General features: G+C 69.0%; 1 pseudogene. It reads left to right on the top strand.

Annotated features, from left to right (window positions below):
- Positions 1 to 13 precede the first annotated feature (13 nt).
- Positions 14 to 210, top strand: a pseudogene (gene purH / locus RRF55_RS29340) (bifunctional phosphoribosylaminoimidazolecarboxamide formyltransferase/IMP cyclohydrolase); the annotation flags it as partial.

Raw genomic sequence — 210 nt, 5'->3', positions numbered from 1 at the left:
CCTTGCCCGGGCCCTGTCCGAAGGCGGGTACACCATGGAGGAGCGTCGCGTGCTGGCGGCCCGTGCCTTCGCCCACACCGCTGCCTATGACGTCGCGGTGGCCACCTGGTTCGGCAGTCGTGATGGGGTGGCCGTTGACGGCGTTCCCACCTTCGTCGGTACGACCGGGGAGCTGTCCCACCCGTTGCGCTATGGCGAGAACTCCCACCA

The sequence above is a fragment of the Klebsiella sp. K47 genome, assembly GCF_051858335.1.
GTDB lineage: Bacteria > Pseudomonadota > Gammaproteobacteria > Enterobacterales > Enterobacteriaceae > Klebsiella > Klebsiella pneumoniae.
Note: the sequence above shows the minus strand (reverse complement) of the source record. Positions and strands in the feature narration are given on the sequence as shown.